The organism is Candidatus Thorarchaeota archaeon (assembly GCA_021498125.1).
Lineage (GTDB): Archaea > Asgardarchaeota > Thorarchaeia > Thorarchaeales > Thorarchaeaceae > B65-G9.
Map to the genome: position 1 here is coordinate 85,311 of JAIZWL010000008.1, position 22,484 is coordinate 107,794.

Genomic DNA, 22,484 nt, shown 5'->3' on the forward strand with positions numbered 1-22,484 from the left:
TATCATTGGCTTATCAAAAGCGGGTAAGTTTCAAGTCTTACCAGTTTCACGATTTTCAAGCGGTTCTCAGGAGATAAGACTAATTCAGCCAATTTTTATTTAATGATGTTTCTCTTGAAACAAAGTTTATCATCATTTAAGAACCGGGTGTCGAGTTTCTATTTATTAAATATAACAACCGTATTTCTCTGTGTAGATTGGAGGGCTCTCTTCACTGCATTTAACTAGATGCTTTAAAGAATTGATTCAAGACTCGACCCTTTGTTAATTTTGGGAGAGTAAATGTGACCTTCAGGCCTTCAGAAGGGTTGCCTGAAATCCGATCCCCTATCTGAATAGTTCCACCCAAGCTTGTAATGATCTCAACGGCATGATGAAGTCCTGTGCCACTTATCCTTTTCTCAGAATCTAATACTGACTGTTTCATACCTTCAGAAAGTCCTGGGCCATTATCAGATATCTCTATAATGATTTGGTCACGAGTATAATGAAGATTGATCCATACAGTTCGATTCTTGGCTGTGTTGTGGACAATCGAATTTTCAATAATATCAAAAAAGGCCTCTGATATTTGTGCATTAATTTGATAATCAACTTTCGTACTGTTAATTAAAATCTGTAGCTGGGTATCTCTATAGTTATGATATATTCTCTCAATTGCAAAATCTAATGCATCTTGGATTGAAACCAATTCAACATTTTCATCTTTGTTTGTGTCAAACCACTGTATTTTGCGGATTAAATTTACCGCACGATTAACAGAATCATTAATGATCTCTAGAATATTTGAGCACGATTCATTATTTTCTTTGTTATGGGCTAATAATTCTGTAGATGAAGTAATAATTTGAAATATATTGATCAAGTCATGACGCATAATATCAAGATGCATCTTAGCTTGCTTTCGTGCTGATTTTAATTGTTTTAGCACTTCTTTTATTTCAGTCTGATCCGTTATCCTTAGTGCAACTAGCCGTTTAGTTTTGTTGTCAGATCTGATTGGATAGATATCAATTGTTTCATACCTAATGTGGCCGAAATTATCAATCCGAGTTAATTCTAATGTTCCCGTATACCCTGTGTTAATCAAATCAAAAAATCTATAGTTTTCGTAATTAAAAATTTCGTTCCATTTTTCATTGTTTCTTAGAGACCCGCCTTCTGCAATCCCTTTGTTTTTTGCGGAATCATTTGCCATAATGACGGTAAGTGTGTTCGCATTGATGACAAGAATAGGTTCTGAAACTTTATCCAGTATCTGTTGTGAAATGATAGGTGTCGTGTAAGACGGATGCAATCTGATTGAGTTGTCTTGGTGTTCTGAAAACGGGGACTTTTTAATTATACTTGATAGTGCTCTCTTCCATATTCTAGTCTTCTCAATTATTTTTTCTAACCAATGGAATCTATACTTGATCATCATGGGCGTTGCAAGCTGGTATTTTCGAATATTGCTCATTATCCTTACCTCGTGGTGTAAAACATATTTAAATTATAATCCCCTGTTCCATTTTCAGCAGGTTAGTTTTATCTCACATATTTCTCAAGCACCTGTTTAATTAGATCGCTCTCATTCTTGATGGTTTTCTTATCACTTGAGTTCAATCTATTACGGAGTCGCATCCAAAAATTGTAGGTCTTGGTTGTTTTCATTAATATCCCTAGCTGGAATCTTTTATTTTTAACATGAATTTCAAGAGCATATAGAGTTAGATCTTCTGAGCAAATAGATGAAATTATTGAAGTTGAATCTTGGAATACCTCAGAGATTCTATTAGTTGCATTCACTAGAAGCGAGGTCATTGCAGCCACTTCTTTTGTATCAAAATCATTATGTGTATACTCCGCAATAATTAGTCCCCGATAATCTGTAATCACAATGCAAACACTTTCTTTTAGGGCGTTTTGAAGATCGCTTATATTTTTCATTAATTCATGATATATGCCGCTTTTCATTGTTGTCTTTTTCTCCTATCCATGTTCTATCCTAATTTCTATACGGTGGTCTTTTAATTATATAATTCCAAGACTGATGATTCTTCTGAATCCGGTTGTTCGATGAGGTGAAGGAGTCGTGTCAGTGCCATTTCAGCAGAATGGAAGTCTTTACCACTCATTCCAATTGTCCTTCTTACACCAAGCCATTCTGCAACTTTCTGTGGAGATGATGCAGACTCTCTGTCTTGTTTATTCGCTATGACTTGAATGGGGATCTCTTCATTGAATGCGGCTTGAGTTTCAGCAAGCATCGATAATGCCTCTCCAATCATCCCTGGGTCCGCTGAATCAATAATCAGTAGTACTCCATCAGTATGAATCCTCATTGCATCTCTGACTGCTTTGAAATGTAATTGCCCCGGTACACCTCGCAATTCTATTTCTTTCCTTATCCATCCGATGTACTCTTCCGCCTCGGCAAGAAACTCCCTTTGAGGGATAATTAGCCCCTTATCTGAAACTCTTTTTCGGGCCCATGTCACACGACCAAGATCAAATGCCGTTGTAGTTGTGCATTTCTCACCTTGATAGCCCCCTTTGAGATCCCTTTCGATAGATACTGTATTTGGATCAAGGGTATGGATTAGTGTTGTCTTGCCTGCCTGGAATGGCCCCGTAACATATACCTTGTAGTCATAATTCTTTATTTGTATTCTCATTTTTGTCGCTCCTAAAAAAAGGGGAGGGATGTCTATCCCTCGATGGACTATTAAAGAACGCTTGAAATCTCCTTCAAGACCTTCCCTAACTCAAAATCCAGCATCCCTATCTTGGAATCTGCGGGCGCTGTTGCGATGACTGACGCTTTATCTAATGTTCTCACAAGGATTATCTTCGAAATCCCCTCGATCACAATATTTTTTGGCTCTCCACCTTTCAGTGTCATACCGACTCTCGTACCTATGGATGTCAGAGCAGCAGCCATAGCTGCAATTGCTTTTTCGTCTACATCTTTTTGCAGCACTGAGGCCATTAACTGGCCCTTTGAACTGACAAGTGCTGCGCCGTCGATTTCGCTTGAAGTCACTAATTGGTTTAGTATATCAACAAGTTTTCTTGTCTTTGAACTCATTTTATTATCACCTCGTTCATTTTGCCTCGAAGAATTCGCAAGTTTCTTCCTGCGAACCAGTTACATACACATTCTTCTTCTTGCACCAGATCTGTCCCTCTGAATTTGTTTCTCCTGCATGAATGCAATTACACCGATCCGCCATGGTTATCACTCCATTGTTAGTTTGAACTTGCATGTGTTGGTCGCTTCATCCCACTCGTATTTTGAAACAGTGAGTGTCTTGTTTGTTGATTTGTATATGGCCGCTGACAAAATTGATATCCATGTGCAAACAGGAATCTCATTAGGGCTGCTTTTTCGTATTAGTTTCGTTGCAGTATTAAATACGCAATCTTGTAAAGATACTTCGATGACATCCTCTGTAACAGAAGGAAATCCAACACTTCTTACAGCGCCAAGTGTATTCATCAATTCCATGAATGATTGTGTTACCTCATCCGGATTTGATCCCTCAACTGTAAGTTTAGAGTCATGCAGTAACTCTAAAATATCATCAGCTGCATATTCATCAGTTACCTGTGTTGTGATCAGCTCGCCAGTCAGACCCATTTTGTAAATGGATCGGATTATGGCTGCGATCGAAAAGTTGGATACATCAAGTAATCCCTTGTAATCCATTCTAATTAATACCTCCGGACCAAATACTTAACACTACGATGTCCTCGGAGGTCGCATTGGTCCAAGATTGAGTATTTCATGTTAGTTGATAAGCAAATGGTGGCCTTGCGGACTAGTTTTGTACTGCTGATACTTGCTACTGCTTACTTTGTCTGCATTTGGCTTCTGCTTAGCGTCGCTCCTGTTTTTTTATCAGCCATGACGATTTTTAGTCGGCATAGTGTAAATATCTTATATCGCTTGAAATAGTCTAGAGCATGACCCAAATGAAGACATAATTTTCATGTAAGTGATTTCTGTTGCTGTCAATCCCTTATTAGTAAACTTTCCAGCAAGCGAGAACAGTACCTTTCCATCTCTGACTATTTTTGTAATAATTGCTGATTGGATTTCTGCTTGATTTTTTTCTAATTGCTTCTTTAAAGTTGGATCTATCATTTTTGATGCTTTTCTCATGAATATATGATGTGCTTTTGCAGGTTGATCTGTTAACACATGTTCTTCTCTACTGCCTCTCCCTTTGGCCCTCTTTGTGTCCATTTCTTTCCATGCATCAGGCAGTTTTACATACTTCAACTTTAGGATGCTATTCTCCCAGTCAATAGTGCCAGTTATCAATATTTCACTGTGGATCTTTGTTATGATTTGTGAAATTTCTCTTAGCATATTATCTTCAGAGTCATGCGTGTTGGTTCTATCTTGAATGATCGATAACATTGTATCGATCAGTTGTAATACTACATCGTCGGAATTCTTCTGTTGATCACTACTTTCGTAATACTCGCCATGGATTATTAGGAGATTGGTGTTCTTCCGATTTACTCTACGTACTGTTAGTGTTTCAAATTTTTCTTTGAACTGAAGCGTGATAGATATTGCAAGTGTGAACGGGGTTAACAAATCTATGTCGTCAACAACATCTTGTATCTGATCTTCAGTAATTATTGATTGATTTTGGTTGTGCCTGTGATCCGAATTCTTTAAGGGATAGATTGAATGTTCACTGTCATTAACAATGAGGACTTGTTTCGTTGTTGCATCAATTATGGCAAAAAACACTGGAAATGTGTCTATGACAGATGTCATGAGTTCCTTGATTTCGTTATTGAACAACTGATTGTGTGTATCCAGCGGAATAATACACTGAATTGAGATTCCTATCTGTCCGTTCTCTAATCTGACCGGAATGAGAAACGTTTCATAGGTATATTTGTCGACTTTCATGGTTATCATTGAAAGTGGTGTTTGATTCACTATGCATTCTTTTAACACTTTTTTCATTTCTTTTTTATTTGGTCTTGTTATAAACTCTGTAATTGTCTGGCCTTCTATTTCCTCATTAGGACGGCCTACTAAGAGTTGAAATGATTGATTTGATTTAATAATGGTAAGCTTTGCATCAACCACAACCAATGGTATTGGAAAAACATCTATAAGTCGAGTCTTTTTCACCCGGGACGCAAGATAAAATAACTTGGCCGATCCTACCTCCTTATGAGCAATTTCTTCTCGTGCTTCCAGAGTCTGTACATATTTTGAAACTGTATTTCTGCTAACGCCGATTATCCTAGATATATCGCTGATAGTTAATCCTATCGGATTATCACCAAGTATCTTTATTATTTGAGTATTGAGCGATGGTTCGACTTCCATTGTTTTTGACTCCCAAGTGATCCAGCTTGGTGTCCCTGCGTTCCACTGCCAATATTTTGAGCCTTTTCAGAATGCTTGATATAGGGGCGATGCGTTCTCGTTCTATATGACGTTTCTAATATGATACTTCAAAATATATAGGTTAGCATTTACTCCAAAACTGAACAATTCACTAACATGCGCATATCCTTATATAGGTAACTATGGTTAATTACCGGTTGACTGTCGCACGTAGATAATTGATAGGTTATCGGACTTTTCAATTATCTTTTGATTATGAAACAAAATGAAACAAAACATGGTGCTGGAAAGCTAGTAACAAGTGATTACGAAAAGTAAGATCATAGCTTTGTGATTGAATCCAAAACTCTTCAGGATTCACTCTGCCTTGAATGATCTATGACTGTTGACTTTTCTCACAGAGCCCCATTTGTGTAATAGTTTATATCCTTAAAACTCGGATATGAACATGGATGGTTGTGCTTGGACAACCTTCAAGTAAATAGAATAGCAAAGGAATACACGCAATTTGAGTAGAGCAACCCCATTAGTGTTAGTACTTGTTGTAATCATCATGATTCCGGCCGCAATTAAGTTGCGTGAGCAAGTCGATATAGGTGAGAATGTAACGCTGGACTTGACGCTAAAGATGAGTGATCCATCTGGCGATATAGAGTATGTTGCAACCTATCATTGGGGCGCAACAGAGATTGAAAGTTCAACAAATCCATCATCAAAAATAAAATGGATCAGTCGTAGTTCACAAGCCATGGTCCAAAGTTCTGGCGATTTAACAACCGCTGTTAAAAATATCTTTTCTAGTATGTCGATTGAAACTGATTCTTTTTCCTTAAACCAGCAAGGTGATTGGAGTCTATTCATACAGAAGAAACTGTGTGAAGGTGTGTTCATTAATCTTGATGCGGAAGGTGATAACACTACAATCAACAGCTTAACACCTTCATTGTCGATAGAATTTGTGCCTGCAACTCTTTCATCGGCTTTGGATAGTGTGGACATTGACCACATCAAAGTTATCGTAACAATTTCACTTCACATAATGGGAGAGGTTGTGGAACAATATTTCAGAAACTGTTTTGAGGTTTTCATGGGTTATGTAGAACTTGCCTCAAATGTGGTGAACCATCAAATAGGAACTATCTATGCGAGTCGATGAAGAAAATGTAGTGAGGGAAACGCCCTTCTCAGGTTCGTCATCATAAATCTGGATTCTGATGAACGACAAGGTGATACATCATGGTTGGAACAGGTCAACTCTGAGGCAATTGCTTACTCATCTAAAATAACTTCATCTTCGGAGTGCCACGGTGGACTGACCATACATACGAATACAAGATTTTCTTTTCCCGTATTATTGATGAACTGTTTTGCAGCTGGTGGGATGTATACGGTGTCTCCCGATTTTACTCTCTTCCTCTCACCATTAATGGTCATAATTCCTTCTCCTTGGAGAATATAGTAGACTTCAGAGGATGTCTTTAGAAGATGTGGCCGTGTGCTCTGTCCGGGACCGACAATCGCATGGGCCAGACTATAGTCGATCTGAAGGTCGTCGCCGTGGAGAGGATTTAGAATCTCCCGCAGGCGGGTCTCATCACCAGCTACGATCTCCTTACAGTCAGCAAGTCGTTTTACGAACATTTTCATAGCCCTCTACTTTTTTGTTTATGTGATTAGACTGAGGTATGATATCAAGTTCCTATCTTATTCGGTTGCTTTGAATTCTTCTAGGCTATCTGGAGGAAACCCCGATGGTGTTATGAAATCTTTTCTAAATCTAAAATCGCATTTCGGAGCGCCGTTAGATATTGTTTGTGTTCTTATCATCCCAAATCCCACAGACCGTGCTAATGCATAATCTGCGAGACAGACATATGGTACATATTTTGCATAGCCGTTGATTGTTAAGTTTGACATTCTTGGACAGTAGGTCCAGCGTCCGCCCACCAACGGCAGTGGACACCAACAACCTCACAATCATGGTAATGGTCATACGTGAGATGTGGTTGGGAGTTTATACACTCCTATGTTCAATGTCCAGGAATGTCCAAGTTTTCTGTGACTGCTGGCAACCCTGCTAAATATGAGATGGAGTATCATCCACTTTGTTATTCGAGGCATTGAATCAAAATGCTTTTCGGAGATCTCGTAGAATATTTTTCCAATTTCTCTAGTGCCCGTATTTTCCTGTTCCAATGTACGAATGAATGCCAACATCATTGTCGTATCTATTAGGTCTTGGAGCCACATGTTCTTTTTCCCGCCTATCTCCGGTAGTGCGGGATAAGATTCTTGAAAATCTCTCTACTCTTTTCGACAAGTTATCGTGTCTTGGATTCATAAAAATAATTATTCAAGACTTGTTTTATTATTGTGCCTGACTTATCAAAATACTTCATCAGTTTTGATCGCATTTGCAGGTAATAGTTACCGTATTACTCTCTCTCATTTTATCCTCTTTTCATTGTTCTTTTGCTGCTACTCATGTTATTTGTGATATATTGTTTTGTTACTAAGTACAGCAACTGTTTCACTTGGAGCAGGACATGGAGTGGGCAAGTTTCAATGATTACTATTGTGTGTAGTGTGCCTTCTCTATAAGAATGCGGTTGTCACAGAGCGATCTCCTTGTAGATACTAATCGTTTTCGATAACAAATGGTTGCATTCAATAGAATGGTTGAAGGATGTCAGATCACAAATTCATCTAACTCGCTCCAGTCTGCTGCATAGGTTGGATACTCCTGTTCGTCCTTCAATAGCTCGAGATGTTCAATAGCGGCAATCTCGCGTTGTAGTGTGAACGATCTCGCACCACCCCATCTGAGATAGTCATTGAGATCTCTCGAGATTCTCCCTTGGTATGTCTTGCACGCCCCCTCACAGAACACCTTGTTGCCACGAATCTTGATGGGACCGCCACACCATCGGCAGACCGCTCTCTGGCCATATGCAAGAATCGTATCATCTTCGACCTGTGCTAAAAAGACGGTGCCATCAAAATCACACACGATCCACTCCTCATCACTACGAATCGTCTTTGTCCAGAGTCTGCCTGTCGGTTCTCTGCGCCATGAGGCCGCTTTTGGGATTGGGGGTCTTTCTTCCTCAAAATCAAGGAGCCTTGTCTGATACGAGTGTGATCTTCGCATACACTATTGTTGTAGTGATTGCTGATAAACTCCTTTTATTTTACTGCCACTCTAATGTGTGGCCTTTCAAGTGCACCATTGCTGAGGTATATGCGCCACAAATTTATTACCATTTGATTCAAACCATTGGCCGGTGATTTAATGAGTGAAAAAATAAAAAAATTCGTTAGCGTCATCGGTGGGAAACTTGACATCACCTGCGATGAATGTGGTGGCAAGATGCGCCCTGGTGGTCACTATCAGCTAGATGTGGGTGGCAAATCCTACCAGTTCTGTTCTGAAAAATGCATGGATGCCTTCGAGGCAAAGATGTCATAGTTTCCGTCAGCAGTTCTTTTAATATCGCGGGCTATGACCTCAATCCGAGGTCACCCGCTTGCATTTATTCTTTGGTCGGCCTGATTTTTACAAAAAAATAGTACGTACCACACGAAAATATATCTTATTATTTTAGGCTTTTAGTCTTTGTATCTGTTTCTGAAATTTTAGTTTTATAATTTCAACGGTATGACCGCAGGAATTGGCATCCGATTTGACAAAAAGGGGAATCATTCAACGGTCGTATCATAGAACGTGTACCTCTGGCATTCATGAATACAAATGGCAAGGACGTTTCGAATTCCATTTGGTCACAGTAACTATTATGTGGCCCCAGTACTGACGAGAAACATGATGAAAAAATATACTATTTTCTCATTGCTATTGCTGATTATAGGTGCTTCTATTATTGGTCTTGGAAATTTGCCCGATACGCCATCGCCACTGTTAGAATTTCCCATTCAGCAACCTGACTCAATTGAACGCTTGGCTGCATACCACACTCCCGATTGGGGCGAACCCGGAGTATATCATAATGGGATCGACTTGGTCGTTTCCGAAAATGTGACCGTGATCTCTCCCTGTGAAGGCAAGATCGCAAGTGTCAGTGAGAGCGTGAATCCTTATGCCGGAAATGTTCTCTTCAGTGTGGTCATAACCATCGATCGAGTGTGGGAGGTAAAGCTTGTACTCGAACCGGGATTTACTGACTCTTCGAATAATTCCAAGCAGACAGATGCTATCACGATCGAGGTCGGTGAGTCTGTTGCAGCAGGTGCAACAATTGCTACCTTACTCCACAGCGATCATTATCCACACCTGCACTATATGCTCCTGTATAGAGGGGTGGATGTTTCGGCATACGACTTCTCTTCACCAAGTGCAAAGGCCACGTTCGAGGAGATCGCAACAAGGAGCAACAGCACCATTCAGTATGACTATGACCTGCCAAAATTCACAGAGACCCTCCAATGGCGTATCATGACCGGGGGCGGCGGATCTCTTATCATTCTTGGTCTAGTGGTCTTCATAGTGAGGCGACGGAGGTAAGAGACCCGTTCGTGGCCCGATCCTTCGCTTTCCGTGGATTGCATGATTTTGGTGGTGGTTCACCATGCTGTTGGCGGACACTGTTTCAAAACTTATTCGCTCGTGTTTGCACACACAGTTGCGTGGAGTTGGCAAAGGATTGATTTACATAGAATTCCTTTGTCGAGTGTCTGCTCACTTATTCTCCACATCCATACCGTTCTTAGGCCTCAAAACATGACTAAAGAGGAAGCACCACAGTTTTCGTTCTCTTGAGATAGATGTTGTGTATACGCTCGGCGACATCAATTACGGTCTTTGCTGGTCAATCTGTTCTTACTCCCTGAGCGTCTAATACAAAGGCTTGTGCATGGTCGATTGGTATCTCTATCATGTTCTGCCATCCGTACCGATTGTCCCGGATTTTTATATTATTCGAGCCAATCTTTATAATGATACTTTCCAAATTTGACTTAAGTGGTACTAAAAATGATGGCGCGAATATTTCGTGTGAAATCAGTCATTGCTTTTTTCTTTTTATTTTCTCTTGTTGTTGGATCTACTATGCTCCCTAATACTGGGATCTCACCTGCGGCTAATGTCACTGATGGCCGTCAGCAGTTGAGTCCTCGTGTTCAGGTGTCATACGTAGAACGTGCTCCCATAGTCATTACCTCCAATGCGAACTTCAGCTCGATGGGTTTCTCTGGCAGTGGGACTGCGCTTGATCCATACATCATAAACGGCTTCAATATTACAAGTGATTCGAATTGCATTGATATTAGTGATACCGATGCATATTTTGTGATACGCAATTGTCTGCTCAAGAGCACTCAAAACTTGGGTATTGGCGTGGATTTTGAAAACGTGACTCACGGAACAGTAGAGGGCAACCTCATTACGGGAAAGGAACGTGCAATCAGTCTTACCTCTGATAATTACAATAACACGATTACTAATAACACACTCAATTACAGCCATTATGGAATTGCAGTCATTTATTCTAATAATAATACGCTGACCAATAATTCAGTTTCGCAGAACTCGTGGGGTGGAATTTACCTTGACCACGCAAACAACAATACGGTTGCTAACAATACGATTAGCGATAATTTCAGTGTTGGGATAGAATACTACTTATCGGATGATAACTCTCTCATTAACAACATAATTTCTCACAATCAAAATGATGGAATATACTTCTTTTCGTCCGACAAGAATTTAGTCGAAGGCAATAGAATCACTCAAAACTCAGACGATGGTATCCATCTCTATTCCACTTCAATTAACAACGTAATCGCAAACAATACAATCACCCTTAACTCACGTGGTATTGAATTTGCATTTTCGTCTAATAATAACGAATTAGTCAACAATACAATTACTGGGAACTCAGATGATGGAGTTTACATCAACAATTCTCTGGACGAAATATTTACAAATAATTCTCTTGATCATAATGGTATCTATATCTATGGGACGATCGTGGCCGCTTGGCATCATACAATCGGACTAGACAATATTGTCAATGGGCTTCCAGTTGGCTACTTTTGGAATCTCACCAGTGGAACTGTTGACGGTTCACAGTACGGGCAGGTCATTCTTGCCAACTGTACTGGTGTGACTCTGGAAGATGGTGTGTTCGCCAATGTTACTAGCGGTGTGGAATTCGGTTATTCCTCACATTGTAACATGACTAACAATACAATTTCTGATAATTCAGGTGATGGACTGTTCTTGTACGCCGCGAGCGATGATGTGATCTCAAACAACACTTTTGCTTCAAATTCTGGTACTGGGATCTTCTCACTCTCTTCAGATCATAATACGATAGTCAACAACACTATTACTGACAATTCCGGTGTGGGCCTCTCTCTCTCTACATCGGGCAGCAATTTGATCAGTAACAATATCATCGCTCATAGTCATAACCACGGTATTTCATTGACATCCTCGAACGATAATATCATTGATAACAACACGATCGCCCAGAACACAAAAAATGGGATCTATTTCACATCATCATCTACCAATAATTCGATCACTAATAATGACATCACCAATAATGACGGGAATGGAGTTGTCTTTTCATCCTCATGTGATAATAATACACTAAGAAATAATACAATCTCTCAGAATCAACTTAGCGGATTATACTTTTCCAGTACCAGTGACCTGACGATTGTCAATAATACGATCTCTCATAACACGTATCAAGGAATATTCTTTACATCTTCGTGTAATGGGAGCCTGATAGTAAATAATTCAATTACTTATAATTCTCGGGGTATCGATATTGGACTACACTCCGTTTCGAATTTGATCTATCAAAATGTGGTGGCTTGGAACTCACAAAATGCTATAGATGCTGGCCAATCTAATCAATGGAATTCCTCCATTGGTAATTATTGGTCTGACTACGGTGGTGTGGGAACCTATGCGATCTCGGGATCGGCAGGGAGTATTGACTATCACCCACAATTATGGCCTCCGGATAATGATGCTCCAGTAATTGACCATCCGGTCGATATGATCTGTAATGAGGGAGCCACTGGTCATGTCATCACGTGGAACCCATCTGATGCTCACCCAACGAGTTATGAGGTATACCGGAACGGAACGGTTCTGGAATCGGGTAGTTGGGATGGCAGTGCAATCTCTGTTAACTTAGATGGTCTTGGTCTTGGAGTATATAATTATACAGTAAAATTATTTGATGTGGTTGGGCATTGGTCCACAGATACTGTCTTTGTCACAGTTGTAGATGGCACCGCTCCAACAATCGATCATCCTGCTGACATCACTTATGAACCCGGAACTACTGGTCATGTCATCACATGGAACCCGTCTGATGCTCACCCCTCAAGGCTTGAGCTTTATCGGAATAGCTCTCTCATATATTCCGGTAGTTGGGATGGGAGCTCTATCACTGTGAATGTAGATGCTTTGAATGAGGGTGCATACAACTACACATTGGTCGTGTATGATGCGGCAGGGAATAATGCGAAGGACACAGTCTTTGTGATCGTGACTTCTGGTTCAACGACGGCTACCACGACAACGACCACTACTACAACAACCACTACTACCACGACTACTGGTACAACCACAACTTCAGGAACAACATCACCCACTACTACCTCCGGAACCTCTCCACCAAATACGCCTCAACCTACTCCGCTATCCCCTGCTGAGATTCTATTGATCATCATTATTGGCGTGACTCTCGGAATCTCTGTGGTTATTGTGGTTGTCTATGTCGATAGACGACGGAAGTCATAATCAATCAGTTTACGGGGGAGATTATTTTCTCCCCTGATCTTCTTTCTGTCGCCGTGTTATTACTTTGGTTGAAGTGATTACAAAGTGGCATCGGATCGCACCGATTATTGTCGTTATGTGAATCGTACACTGCAAGATGGTCGAGTCAGTTCGAATGATTGATGAGTGTAATTTTTTCTATTATTTTGGGTGCTATAGCACCTAATGCAAAACGACGATCCCGCAAAGTGTCCTTTGCAATACCTTAAAATCCCTTACCAATTCGCAGCGCTACTTGATGCGTGATCGAAGGTAAAAAATATGGATTATATGCAGTTCCTTCTCCTCACTGGGATTGTCGGGTTGATCTCTGGTTTTGCAAGTGGGTTCTTTGGTATTGGTGGTGGCTCCGTTCGGATCCCACTATTGAACCTCATCGGTTTCTCTCTGATCACTGCATACGGCATGAATCTGATGGCCTTGCCCGTCACGACTCTCATGGGCGCGGTCTCTCATAGAGAACACATCGATTTTCATCTCGGCAAGTATATGATCCTTGGAGGCACCCTTGGAACTGTGGTTGGTACGCTGATCGCCTTTCACCTCGCGTATTCCTCGCTTCTGTTGGCGATCGTCTTTGTTATCGTCTCGATCCTATCAGTCTTGGCTCTGAATTTTAGCACGCTCGCCCCTAACACGTCTCAACAAATGCATCCGACTTTTCCCGCTCTCTCCTCTAGCATATTTGTCAGTAACGTTCTCACAGGCATGAGAGGTGGAAGTGAAGGATCTCTGTTCGTTCCTATTCTTCGACTATTCAATGTAGACATGCGTCGGGCGATTGCGACTGCTCTATTTGCTGCCGTGTTCACCTCACTTGTCGGGGTCTTTCTCTATTGGAGCCAGAGTTACCTCCTAGTCGTTGAAGGGCTGGTCGTACTTCTCGGATCCACAATTGGTGCACGCTTTGGCAGCTTCTTCTCGCTCAAGACAAAACCACGATGGCTGGAGCATGGTCTCTCTATACTCATTATAGTGCTTGCATTTGCCACACTCTTGAGGGCATTGTTTCCATAGTTGATCCGGTACTCTCGATATCTTTGTTGTGTCCAATTTGATGGTCGATCATTCTTGTGTCTTCGAGTATCGTGCTGGGAGTGTTTCAACTTGGGTCGCGGACAGTGCACGACGATTGATAGTGTGATATACTTTCACAGAGCTTATATTTTTATAAACTTAGCTTTATATTGTTACATATCTATCAAAATTCGAGCTGTATCTTATGAATGCAAATACACCCGTTTCTAAGAGTGTAGTTCTATTTTTTATATTTTCTTTTTCCCTTGCATTGATTTGGATTACTCCTACTGCATTGCACTCCTCAATAAATACCGATGTTGATGAGGGATTGCAATCGGGATTCCAATTCAAGCCAACATACATAGAGCACACGCCGATAGTTATTACAGATAATTCGAACTTTAGCGCACTCGGATTCTCTGGTAGTGGAACCTCAAATGATCCCTATATTATAGTGAATCTGAATATCACGAATAGTGCAAATTGCATAGACATACGTGATACTGACGCTTACTTTGTGATTCGCGGCTGCCTGTTAAGTGGCGATGGTACAAACAATGGAGTGTACCTTGAAAATGTGACTCATGGCATGATCACGCGGAACCTCATCTCTGCTAAGAATAATGGGGTTGGTTTCTATTCATCGAGCCAAAATAATATAATACGTAATAATACGCTCATCAAGAATTATTACGGAGTAGTAATTTCTTCGGCCGACAATAATACCATAGATAACAATACTGTCACACAAAATGAGTGGGGTGGCATATTTCTCTCGTACTCGGATTACAGTAAAGTAATTAATAATCAAATCAACAATAATTCTGACGATGGTCTCTCTCTCACGCATTCAGACTATGCCACAATTATTAATAATACTATCAACGATAATTCACACAAAGGAATAGAAGTTCAATACTCGGTCAACAGTATGATCCGCAACAATACGATCCTTCATAATTCTGACCAAGGGATTTACCTTTACTTCATATCGACTGATAGTTGGGTTGTCAACAACACACTTGCTCTGAACGAAGTTGGTGTGGATATTGCCTCGGCTAACGATAATCACGTGGTCAACAATACCATCTCGCGGAATCCACACGGTGGTATTCTTGTCCAATTTTCTTATAATGAGACCTTACAAAATAATATTCTTGATCATAACGGGATTGTTATCGAAGGTTCAATGTCATACTCGTGGTCTCATACAATTGGAATGGACAATCTGATCAATGGGCTTCCGGTGGGATACTTCGCGAATCTCACAGGAGGAGTGATCGATGGCCCCAAATATGCTCAGGTCATTCTGGCAAATTGTGATGGCGTGACCGTACAGGATGGGACATATGCCAATGTGACTATTGGTATCCAGCTCGGATTCTCCACGAACTGTGACATTATCAACAATACTCTCACTGACAATTCCGGATATGGGATCTCCACTGAACAGGGGGACAATGATTCAATCGTAAATAACACCCTCATTGGTAATTCCGATGACGCGATCCACATGGACGGTTCAAGGTACATGGTGATAGCAAACAATACTATCTCACAAAACTTGGCAACAGGGATCTCCCTCTCTGGTACACAAAGCATTGTGATAGGTAACAACACCATCACTCACAATTCTTATGGGATCTCGTTTAGCTCGACAAATGATTGTTTGATCGGCAATAACACGATTACTAGTAATTCGCATAATGGCCTTCAGTTCTCCACTGTCTGTGACAATAATACCGTTGAAAACAACACAATATCTGACAACAGCGGGAATGGCATCACGATCAGTAGCTACGCGGATAATAACAGAATTATTAGAAACACAATCACAAATAATCATCTCAGTGGATTTTATTCCAGTTCCAACGTAGGTAATGATCTAATAAATAATACAATTACTGATAATGATATTGATGGGATCGTGTTCAGCAGCTCCTGTAACTCAAGTACTGTATTTGGCAATGTCATTACCCACAATGGTGGCACGGGAATTAGGGTGGGCTCACAATCAAATGCAAGCATGTTCTATGAGAATGTCCTTGCTTGGAACACCGTTAATGCCCAAGATAATGGTCTTGCTAACCAGTGGAATTCCACTACCGGAAACTACTGGTCCGGGTATGGTGGTGTGGGGCTGTACGCTATTCCGGGAACTGCGGGGAGTGTTGACTACCATCCACAGTTATGGCCTCCGGATACTGATGCTCCGGTGATCAATCATCCTGCTGATCTAATCTACACTGAGGGTGAGACCAGTAACTCCATCACATGGACACCAGCTGATGTGCACCCCTATGAGTACGTAGTCTATAGAAATCAGGCTCTACTTGTCCAAGATAGTTGGGATGGAAGTGCTATTACCGTAAATGTGGACGGTCTAGGACTTGGAGTGTATAACTTCACGATAGTGGTCTCAGATGTGGTTGAGAATCAAGTTGTCGATACGGTCTTCGTGACTGTTATTGATGATATCTTGCCGCTGATCGATCACCCCTCGGATCTCTCATATGTGGAAGGGGCCTTGGGCCAGAGCATCACATGGACTCCCTCTGATCTGCACCCCTCCAGCTACGAAGTCTACCGTAATAGCACGTTACTGTATTCTGGCAGTTGGGACGGATCTTCCATCACTGTGAATGTAGAGTTCTTGAGCAAAGGCGTGTATAACTATACGCTGATCGTGTTTGATAGTTCTGGGAATAAAGCCTCAGACTGCGTAATGGTAACAGTGACAGCCAGTACTACCACGACGACTACTACGACAACAACAACTACTACAACGACCACCACTACGACGCCAACCACGCCAACCACGACAACAACAGGTACCTCAATACCGACTACACCCTCTTCGATAGATCTATTGCTTGTGGTCGTCATTGTTGAAACTGTGGGAATTATTGTGATTATCGTGATTCTCTTCATTCGCTATCGACAGCAATGATTCCATTTGATGCTGGAGATCTATCCTCCTTGAACTCTTGTTCACGAGGTTTTTTTCCTCAGGGGAATGATCTCCTCATCCCCATTATTTTGAATTAGATTGACCTGTACAGTGTCTGCTAAATTGAGAGAGGTCTTAAGAGATCTAAAAGTTCATGGCTATCTCCTTTCTCTTAGTATATGGATCTTCACGCGGGGTTTCTAGCACTCTATTATCGATGAATCCTAGCGTGATTGCGATTGGATTTGAGAAGAGATATACGGAGAGTGCTCTTAGCGCAACCTCTAAACTTATGTAATGCTTAACGTATATTAAGTAGAGGAGAATTAAATCTGCATACCCGAAGTGACAGTTGATGTGAACTATGCTGCGACAGCCTGATGGGCTAGAGAGCGTTTCGACCGAGCGTGATGCGCTTGGGTTCTACGCATGCACAAAGACTGTTTCGGGTGATGAGAGAGTGTTCGCACCTGCACCTCAAATGACAGGATCAATGGTAACGGTCACTATCAAAAAGTTGAGAAAAGGAGATGACGGAATTTGCCACACTCCAGTAGACGAGAACTGAATACGGTACGACCCACAGAGACATGGCTTCAGAGGATACTGCCGGAGGGATTTCCTTATCCCTCGTCGACTCTCATCAGCGGCCCCGGGGGAACAGGGAAGCCACTGGTGGTATTTGCATTTGTTGCCTCATGGCTAAAGTCTGGAGGCTCTGTAGTGGGGATCCCTCTTCAATATCCAACTGTAGAATTTGTGAAGACTTCCATGCGCCGACTATACAACGTCGACTTGGACGACTATCGTGAAAGAATGGCGTATATCCAGTTTGATCTCTCTATTGATGCGTATGAAGAGGTAAACGATCATACTGTCAAGGCGAATCTGCTGAAGCCTGATGTATGGAACGATGTGATCGAACTGGCAGAAAACATGGTTGAAGAGACCGACTTGGGTACGCTGGTCTTTGGGTCTGCTATGAACCTGCTCCTCTTCTCCCCAACATACAAGAGTGCCGCAATAAAGAATCTAGAGGACATTATCAAGAGCGACAAGAGCAGGACCTACATGTTCTCCGTGAGCACCAGTGCGCTCGCAGACGAGATCAAGAAGTGGGAAGACGCAGCAGATAATCTGACGTTTACACGAATGGTAGAACCAATGAGGCTGTTCTTCAGAGTGGACAGAATGAAGGGCGTGGAGTTCTCAAGAGACGAGGTAGAAGTACCAATATCACAGGACGCGATCAGTGAGATCAAGGAGCTTGCAGAGAGAACACGAAAGAGAATCATCCCGGCGATAAGGAAGATTTAGGCGACACCAACTCCGAATGAAGTGGTCACACGTGATTGGGAGCTGATTCGTGAACTAGATCGAGAGCGGTGCCACGAGGTCTAAGAGTTCCTTATCGATTTCCTTTCTCTTTGTGTACGTGTCTTCAAGAGGGGTCTCCACGATCTTGTTGTCGATAACTCCAAGCATGACTCCCGTCTTTCCGTCAAGGATTCGACCGATTGCCGCTGCGCCCAACTTGGTGGCAAGAATCCTATCCTGCCGGGTGGGATTTCCTCCTCGTTGGATATAGCCTAAGACGGAAACCCTACAGGTCTCACCCACGAGCTTGGACATCTTTCGGCTGATTTCTACGGCGTTCCCCGCCTCGTCGCCCTCCGCGATCACTATGAACACAAAACCCTTTCCTCGCCTGCGTCCCTTGACTACACAGTTCACGATCTCCTCGAGGTCTGTTGGGGTCTCGGGAACGAGAATGGCCTCGGCTCCACATGCGATACCCACATGGAGTGCGATCGCCCCTGAGTGTCGTCCCATCACCTCGATCAGAAAGATTCTGTCAAACGACTGAGCAGTATCTCGGATCTTGTCTATTGCGTCGATAGCGTTGTTGACCGCCGTATCAAACCCAATGCTGAAGTCCGTGCCATAGACATCGTTGTCGATAGTCCCGGGGAGACCGATGATCCGTCCATCCCAGTACTGCTCCAGCTTCTTGAGGGCCTGCATGGTGCCGTTGCCACCAATCGCAATGAGAGCATCAAAGCCCTCCTCGGTTAGGATTTTTGCAGCCTTCTTCTGGCCCTCCTCGGTTCGGAATTCTTCCGAGCGGCCTGTCGAGAGGACGGTTCCCCCTCGGTGGATGATGTTGGCTACGGACCTCGCCTCTAACTTGTGGAAGTCTTTGTCGAGGAGACCTTGGAAACCACCACGAATCCCGTAGACCTCACAACCCCTGTAGATTCCAACTCGTACGATCGCCCGGACTGCAGCATTCATTCCGGGGCTGTCGCCACCACTGGTTAAGACTCCGATTTGCATAATTAATTGTAGTAATCGTGCACTGATAAATCACATACTTACGTTTTCTAGTTATATTATAGATTTTATTGGGCCTTTAAATCTCAGGTCAATGATGCAGATGTGTGAAAAGTCGAGGATCATGTAAAGTATTAGAAAGACTTGTACTATGATGTTTTCGGGTTCGCAATCTCACAGGATTTATTTTATATGGATGGATCCATGATTGAGGTCTTTTCACATAGAGCCGCTAATGATAAATCTGTAAATGGTAAGCTATGATGGTATCGCATAGACTCACCAAAGCAATCCAACGAATTCTTTAATGGAGATATAATCCTCAGAAGACATGAATGACTGGCACTTTTCTAACGTAGACGGGGTATGTTTCTAATGACAATTATTGAAAAGCTGGAGCATGCTGTTTCGAAAGTACAGTCTATTTTTGATTCACATTTGTCTAGACCCTGTAGAGATGTAAGTGATCAAAAGTACCGCCCCTATCTAATCGCTGTAAGTGAAGCACTACAAGACCTTTACAATCTCATAGATACTGCTCTTGGTCTATTAAGAGGGTATCATGAAGAAAACAAGAGATTTTTAGCGAATCTAGAATATGAACTACTGGGCCGAATTTGGGTGAATCAAGGTTCTAGAGCAGATTTCAAGCCTTTTGTTAAAACAAGTGGATATACTATGTATGGTCACTACTGGGAATTTAAACAAATTTATAAAACGGTAGGTGGAATTCTCGTAGCGATGGAATTTCTAAGACGCTCTATGGGGTTTGATCATGATTCAAAGATATATGCAGTTCATATCCGATCAGCATACCAAGCATTTCAACAGACCGTAGGGTCTATCAAGAAACTCCAATCCCGATTGAAATACACGGTCATGTATCCAGATTCTATCAGCAAGGATGCTCTTCAGATCAGAACGAATTTGAGGAAGCTTGGTCTAGATGAAATCTGGCAACAATTTAGTGTTGGATTGGATAATTTTCATAGTGGTGATTTGATAGGATCAACGAATCGACTTACTAATACCTTAACATCCTTAATTCGAGCGACTGCTTTGAAATACGGCTATCAGGGAGGCCAACTCGGTGCACATACAATATTCCTAGAGAAGATTGGTTTCATTCATGACTATGTGAAACAGATGATAAGTAACTACTACGGATACCTGTCCAAGTTTAGCAAGGGAGTAGAACCATCAATTAACGAGGCTAGATTTCTCTTAGATTTTGCTTTCTCTTTATTTGGATTTTTGATTCTACGAATGGATAATTTTAGTGTATTAGAGGAAACTGCGAAGGTTGCTAAGAAAGAGACTAAAGATCTTGTTAAGTCAAGAAAATAAGAAGCTTCAAAGAGATTAACTCCATAGATAAAAATGTGGAGTTTATCAATGATTTTGGCAAGCCTTACAGGTAGTAAAAATAGTAGCCATTAGGAGTTTATTGTGAAACAATAAATATCGAATTCTTCAAAACTATAACCCATTAATGTTAGATAATTTATCTTAGACTTGTAAAAAGGTGTTCTTATGAACGATACGAAATCGAATAGTGTGGATGATGTTGATCGACCACCATATCATTTTGAAGAGAAACTGTACAATGAATATCTCGCAGAGATAAAGTACATTTTGCCGATTTACATACCAATTCCAGATGGAGCTTATGATGTACATCTAAAAGATGCGAAGGCTGAAGTAACGATAAAAAGAGTAAATAAAATTACACAGGTTAGCAAGATGATAGAAGCGGCCGAAAATACGATTAAATGGTCTCCCTATCTTAGATATGATCCCTTTAGTAGCTCTTTTGTTACAGTACGTTTTAGACCAAGTCGGAATGTACTAAAAGCGCTTGAATCCGCAGATATGCAGGCTAAAGACCCTTTCACTGAAGGAACAATTGATCCGTGCCTTGAAGAGAGTCTTAAATTTATAAACAAGATATTGCGAGTTTATCAGTATATAACGGGAGATGTTGGGAATGGGCAAGTTCAACCTTGGGATGTGGGAATGTTCGATTTAATTGTCGGACCTTATCCGAAGAGTCCTCCAGGCACAGCAATCTCCTACAAACAAATTGGATTTGCAAGACCGCTCACATTCACATCAGGTTCACCCACATCACTTGAAAAAGTTTCAGCAATTAAAGATCGGTTGGAGTCTAGTTGGGATGTTCCCTTTATTATCAGTTGCTTCATTCTGCACGATACCTATATTTGGCTGGCAGTTATGCTGCTTCTGTAGTTATTGCACAGTCGGCGCTAGAGTTGTTTTTGAGTATTTGATTAAAGAAGCACCTGAAATATATTACATATCGCGATAAGAAAGGAAATGAAAAAAAAGTGGAGATTGAAAAAGCAGGTTTTTTACTAATGTGTAAGCAAGGGCTAAAACAAGCAATTAGAAGATCCTTACAAGAACTTGATATCTCTCTTTTTAATCGAATTGACAATGCTCGCAAAACGAGAAATAATATTATACACAAAGGGGTGGTACCCGATATAATCGTTGCAAACCAATGCATTTTAGCTTATTCAACTGCTATCAAGTTTCTTGAAAACGAATTGTAGGTTAACGTAAAATGATTGATTCGACACTTGAGTGGAAGTCTAAGTCACTTTAAGATTCGTTTTTATCTACTATTCGACGACATGATAAAATTCATGCAGTGTATTTATCACGAATCTTATATTATTTTTCTTATCTTTGTGTGAAAAATCTCCAGTATGGATAAATTTGTCCGGACCTGGTCGTGATGTTTCATGACTCGAGCGTCACATTGAGATGATCTGCTTCTACGATCTCGTTTATTGACTTTTACACACATCTCCTTTTTACCACAAAGAATTATATCATGCTATATTCGCTTAATTTGAGTGGTCAATGATTGCACAAGTCACTTCCTTTGGTATGGGGTGGTTACGACATGAGTAATATGCTTCGTGAACAGATAACGGAAAAATTAATTGAACTAATAAATAGTACAAACA

The 22,484-nt window shown here is 41.3% G+C and carries 20 protein-coding genes; 10 read left to right on the forward strand and 10 right to left on the reverse strand.

The window, feature by feature from the left end:
* Positions 1 to 220 precede the first annotated feature (220 nt).
* From K9W43_13190 to K9W43_13215, 6 genes are all read right to left on the reverse strand, one after another.
* A complete protein-coding gene (locus K9W43_13190; GenBank protein ID MCF2138179.1) occupies positions 221 to 1,459 on the reverse strand; it encodes a HAMP domain-containing histidine kinase in 1,239 nt (412 codons plus the stop codon).
* 68 nt (positions 1,460 to 1,527) lie between these two features.
* Complete coding sequence (locus K9W43_13195) at positions 1,528 to 1,956, reverse strand: hypothetical protein (GenBank protein ID MCF2138180.1); 429 nt, start codon at positions 1,954 to 1,956, stop codon at positions 1,528 to 1,530.
* Positions 1,957 to 2,009: 53 nt separating this feature from the next.
* The gene (locus tag K9W43_13200; protein MCF2138181.1) at positions 2,010 to 2,657 is read right to left on the reverse strand and encodes a hypothetical protein; all 648 of its coding nucleotides are present in this window, start codon (positions 2,655 to 2,657) and stop codon (positions 2,010 to 2,012) included.
* 50 nt (positions 2,658 to 2,707) lie between these two features.
* Complete coding sequence (locus tag K9W43_13205; protein ID MCF2138182.1) at positions 2,708 to 3,070, reverse strand: roadblock/LC7 domain-containing protein; 363 nt, start codon at positions 3,068 to 3,070, stop codon at positions 2,708 to 2,710.
* A 150-nt stretch (positions 3,071 to 3,220) separates the two neighbouring features.
* Positions 3,221 to 3,691: a hypothetical protein gene (locus K9W43_13210; GenBank protein MCF2138183.1), complete on the reverse strand. Its 471-nt coding sequence runs from the start codon at positions 3,689 to 3,691 to the stop codon at positions 3,221 to 3,223.
* Between the two features lie 231 nt (positions 3,692 to 3,922).
* Entirely contained in the window at positions 3,923 to 5,344 is a 1,422-nt protein-coding gene (locus tag K9W43_13215; GenBank protein MCF2138184.1) for a PAS domain-containing protein, read from the reverse strand.
* Between the two features lie 574 nt (positions 5,345 to 5,918).
* Here K9W43_13215 and K9W43_13220 point away from each other — a divergent pair.
* Positions 5,919 to 6,521: a hypothetical protein gene (locus K9W43_13220; protein MCF2138185.1), complete on the forward strand. Its 603-nt coding sequence runs from the start codon at positions 5,919 to 5,921 to the stop codon at positions 6,519 to 6,521.
* A 113-nt stretch (positions 6,522 to 6,634) separates the two neighbouring features.
* On the opposite strand, the gene K9W43_13225 is transcribed toward K9W43_13220, so the two are convergent.
* The 3 genes from K9W43_13225 to K9W43_13235 form a co-directional block, all read right to left on the reverse strand.
* On the reverse strand, positions 6,635 to 7,006 hold the full coding sequence (locus K9W43_13225) for a cupin domain-containing protein (GenBank protein ID MCF2138186.1): 372 nt from the start codon (positions 7,004 to 7,006) through the stop codon (positions 6,635 to 6,637).
* A gap of 63 nt (positions 7,007 to 7,069) precedes the next feature.
* On the reverse strand, positions 7,070 to 7,282 hold the full coding sequence (locus tag K9W43_13230; GenBank protein ID MCF2138187.1) for an L-2-amino-thiazoline-4-carboxylic acid hydrolase: 213 nt from the start codon (positions 7,280 to 7,282) through the stop codon (positions 7,070 to 7,072).
* A 772-nt stretch (positions 7,283 to 8,054) separates the two neighbouring features.
* Entirely contained in the window at positions 8,055 to 8,516 is a 462-nt protein-coding gene (locus tag K9W43_13235; GenBank protein MCF2138188.1) for a hypothetical protein, read from the reverse strand.
* A gap of 141 nt (positions 8,517 to 8,657) precedes the next feature.
* Between K9W43_13235 and K9W43_13240 the strand changes: the two genes are divergently transcribed.
* The 7 genes from K9W43_13240 to K9W43_13270 all read left to right on the forward strand — a co-directional run bounded on the left by K9W43_13240 (position 8,658) and on the right by K9W43_13270 (position 18,471).
* Positions 8,658 to 8,834, forward strand: a complete 177-nt coding sequence (locus K9W43_13240; protein MCF2138189.1) for a hypothetical protein — start codon at positions 8,658 to 8,660, stop codon at positions 8,832 to 8,834.
* Positions 8,835 to 9,116: 282 nt separating this feature from the next.
* Positions 9,117 to 9,884, forward strand: a complete 768-nt coding sequence (locus K9W43_13245; protein ID MCF2138190.1) for a M23 family metallopeptidase — start codon at positions 9,117 to 9,119, stop codon at positions 9,882 to 9,884.
* Between the two features lie 468 nt (positions 9,885 to 10,352).
* Complete coding sequence (locus tag K9W43_13250; GenBank protein MCF2138191.1) at positions 10,353 to 13,145, forward strand: right-handed parallel beta-helix repeat-containing protein; 2,793 nt, start codon at positions 10,353 to 10,355, stop codon at positions 13,143 to 13,145.
* Positions 13,146 to 13,445: 300 nt separating this feature from the next.
* Positions 13,446 to 14,201, forward strand: coding sequence for a sulfite exporter TauE/SafE family protein (locus tag K9W43_13255; protein ID MCF2138192.1), 756 nt, complete (start codon positions 13,446 to 13,448; stop codon positions 14,199 to 14,201).
* Positions 14,202 to 14,472: 271 nt separating this feature from the next.
* On the forward strand, positions 14,473 to 17,154 hold the full coding sequence (locus K9W43_13260) for a right-handed parallel beta-helix repeat-containing protein (protein MCF2138193.1): 2,682 nt from the start codon (positions 14,473 to 14,475) through the stop codon (positions 17,152 to 17,154).
* A 364-nt stretch (positions 17,155 to 17,518) separates the two neighbouring features.
* Positions 17,519 to 17,722, forward strand: a complete 204-nt coding sequence (locus K9W43_13265; GenBank protein ID MCF2138194.1) for a hypothetical protein — start codon at positions 17,519 to 17,521, stop codon at positions 17,720 to 17,722.
* Complete coding sequence (locus K9W43_13270) at positions 17,695 to 18,471, forward strand: hypothetical protein (protein ID MCF2138195.1); 777 nt, start codon at positions 17,695 to 17,697, stop codon at positions 18,469 to 18,471. The genes K9W43_13265 and K9W43_13270 overlap by 28 nt, the downstream gene beginning before the upstream one ends.
* 54 nt (positions 18,472 to 18,525) lie before the next feature.
* Here the strand turns inward: K9W43_13270 and pfkA are convergent, their stop codons facing one another.
* Positions 18,526 to 19,494 carry a 6-phosphofructokinase gene (pfkA, locus tag K9W43_13275; protein ID MCF2138196.1) on the reverse strand — a complete coding sequence of 323 codons (969 nt, stop codon included), beginning with the start codon at positions 19,492 to 19,494 and terminating at the stop codon, positions 18,526 to 18,528.
* 369 nt (positions 19,495 to 19,863) lie between these two features.
* On the opposite strand from pfkA, the gene K9W43_13280 reads away from it, so the two are divergent.
* Positions 19,864 to 20,835, forward strand: coding sequence for a hypothetical protein (locus tag K9W43_13280; GenBank protein MCF2138197.1), 972 nt, complete (start codon positions 19,864 to 19,866; stop codon positions 20,833 to 20,835).
* A 210-nt stretch (positions 20,836 to 21,045) separates the two neighbouring features.
* Positions 21,046 to 21,738: a hypothetical protein gene (locus tag K9W43_13285; protein ID MCF2138198.1), complete on the forward strand. Its 693-nt coding sequence runs from the start codon at positions 21,046 to 21,048 to the stop codon at positions 21,736 to 21,738.
* The last annotated feature ends 746 nt before the right edge of the window (positions 21,739 to 22,484 follow it).